The following is a 2883-nucleotide window of genomic DNA, read 5'->3' as shown; positions in this document are numbered from 1 at the left end:
GCCTCGGCGGCGGCCCGCCACCAGGTCGAGGTCGTCAGCGTCTTCCGCACCCGCGCGGAGCCGTTCTTCCCGGTCCCCGAAGGCGTCGCGACGCGCTACCTGGTCGACGCCACCGACCCGGCCTCGCCCCGCCCCGCCGACCGGCGGCCGCTGGATCCCGCCGCCTACCGCGCGCTGGCGGCGCGGCCGAGCAGGTACGCCGATCCCGCCTGGGACGACGCGTACCACCGCCTTTCCGACATCGAGCTCGAACGGGCCCTGCGCGCCACGGACGCGGACATCGTGGTCACGTCCTCGCCCGCACTCGCCGCCATCGCCGTGCAGCTGCTGCCCGCAGGCGTGCTGACGGTGCATCAGGAGCACGCGGCGGACGAACGCCGCGGCCCGGGCGCCGAAGCGCTGCTGCGCCACGGCCCCGCCCTCGACGCCCTGGTGGTGGGCACCGAGGCCGCCCGCACCCGGTACGCCGACACGTTCGGCACCTCCGGCCCGCGCCTCGCCGTTGTCCCGCGCGGCGTCCCGACCGGCTTCCGGCCGCGTTCGGCGCAGCTCAATCCGGTGGCCGTGATCGCGGCGCGGCTGGTGCCGGACAAGCAGGTCGACCACGCGATCCGGGCGTTCGGCCGCCTGGTCGACGAGCACTCCGAATGGGTGCTGCGCGTTTACGGCGAAGGACCCGAACTGCCCCGGCTCAGGGCGCTCGTCGACGCGCTGGAGCTCAACGACAACGTGCACCTGCTGGGGGCCGCGCCTCGGATGGACGAGGAGTGGGCGCGTGCCTCCGTGTGCGTGCTGACCTCGCGCGCCGAGGCGTACCCGCTGGTGCTGGCCGAGGCGCGGGCCGCGGCGCTGCCGTGTGTCGCGTACGACTGCCCCGAGGGCCCGGCCGCGCTGGTCCGCGACGGCGTGGACGGCTTCCTCGTGCCGCCCGGCGACCTCGACGGACTGGCCGCGGCCCTCGGCAAGCTGTTCGAGGACGCGGAACTGCGCGCCCGCTTCGCCGACGCCGCCCGGGAGGCCGCGGGCCCGCCCGCCGCGGACCCGGCCGGTGCGGCGTGGGAGGAGTTGTTCGGCGAACTGCGCGCCACCGCCCGGCGGCCGGACGCGGCGGAGGCGAAGGCCGACCGCATCGCGGCCGCCGAAGCGCGGAACCATTTCGGCGACGTCGTCCTGACGCTGCCCCCGGTGCCCGGCAGACGGGTGGCCACCGACCTGGCGCACAAGGCCCACGAGGTCCGCGTCGAGGCGCTGCACGCCGATCTGCGGCGCGGCGGCGGGCAGGTCTGCCTGGTCGCGGACGACCTGACCCCGGCGGACGTCGCGGACCGCAACCTCGGCCTGGTCGTGGACGTGCTGGACCGCGCCGCGATTCCCTATATGTATGTCGACACCCCGCACGGCGCGGGCGACGCGGCACCCCGGCACACCGTCGCGGTCGCCGACGACCGGCGCGACGACTTCCTCGCCGCGCTCGCGGAGGCGTACGCCGACGAAGCCGTCTACGCCGGGGCGCTCTCGCCCGACGGCAACCTGGGGAAGACCGCCATCGCCGGGGTCCTCGGGGCCTGGAGCCTGGTCGCCGCACCCGACGTGGTCCGGGTCTTCCAGCCGGTCGTGACCCCTGGCGGCCTGCTGCGCCTCGCGGGCGCCTACGGCACGGACGTCGCGTTCTGGCGCGAGTCGGATCACGGCCGCGACCGCGAACTCCCCGTACCCACGACACTCGGCCGATTGCTGCCCGCCGACGCGCTGACCCCCGTGCGCAGGCGCGTGGCCGGGCGCGAGGTCACCACCGTGGAGCCGTTCGAGCGGGCACGGGCCGGCGCCTTCGACTTCCCGGTGGACGTCGTCTACGCCTGGCCGGGCCCGGGGGCCGACGCCGAGGCGCTGCGCTACTCGCTGCGGTCCCTCGACATGTACGCCCCCTGGGTACGCACCGTCCACCTCGTGACCGACCGGCCCGCCCCGGACTGGCTCGACACCGCCCGCGTCGCGGTCGTCCGGCACGAGGACCTGTTCCCCGCGCCCGAGTGGCCGGCGCCGCCGAGCGGCAATCCGCTCGCGGTCGAGGCCCGGCTGCACCACCTCGACGGCCTCGCGGAGCACTTCCTGCACCTCACCGGCGACGTGTTCCTCGGCCGCGAGACGCGCCCGGGGCTCTTCTTCCACGCCAACGGCATCACACGGCACTTCGCGGCGCCGGACCCGCTGCCGCCGACCGCCCTCGCCGCACCGGCGCACGGGGAAGCGTGCGAGGCGAGCGCGGCGGACAACGGGCGGGCGCTGCTGGAGGAGAGGTTCGGGCGTACCGCCTCCGACCTGTTCCGGCGCGCGCCGCATGCGCTGCGGCGGGGGGTACTCCAAGAGCTGGAACGCGAGTTCGCCGCAGTGACGCGGACCGCGCGGGCTGCGGAGCGGTCGCCCGCCGACGTGGCCGTCGCGTCGTGGCTGCACCACGCGTACGCGTACCTCACCGGCCAGGGCGTCCCGGGGGAGATCGCCTGCGCCTGGGTCGACCTCGGCGACCGCACACGGCACCGGATGCTGACGCGGCTGCTCGCGTCGCGGGCGTACGACGTCTTCTGCCTGGTCGGCGACACCGTGCCGGGGGCGGGGGACCCGGCGTCGGGCACCTCGGGCGGCGAGGTCGCGCCCGACGAACAGGGCCGCATCCGCCGTGCGTTCCTCGCCGAGTACTTTCCGGTGGCGTCGCGCTTCGAGAGGGGATCGGCGCGCAACCGGCGCGCCGGGTGAACGCCCGGCGATGCCCGAACGCGCCCGACGCGGCCCGACCGGGCCCGGCGGAATCCCATACAGCCCGAAAAGACCTCGAACAGGGCCTCGGACAACGACCTCCAACAAGGGTGCGGCCACGGCCCGAAG

General features: G+C 75.9%; 1 protein-coding gene. It reads left to right on the top strand.

Annotated elements, in window-relative coordinates:
- On the top strand, positions 1–2754 hold a 2754-nt coding region (locus ACRX5S_RS05710), incomplete at its 5' end, for a stealth conserved region 3 domain-containing protein (protein ID WP_436771644.1).
- Between the last annotated feature and the right edge of the window lie 129 nt (positions 2755–2883).

Origin of the sequence: Yinghuangia sp. YIM S09857 (assembly GCF_051388915.1) — a bacterium.
Lineage (GTDB): Bacteria > Actinomycetota > Actinomycetes > Streptomycetales > Streptomycetaceae > Yinghuangia.
This window is presented reverse-complemented; position numbering and strand designations above follow the sequence as displayed.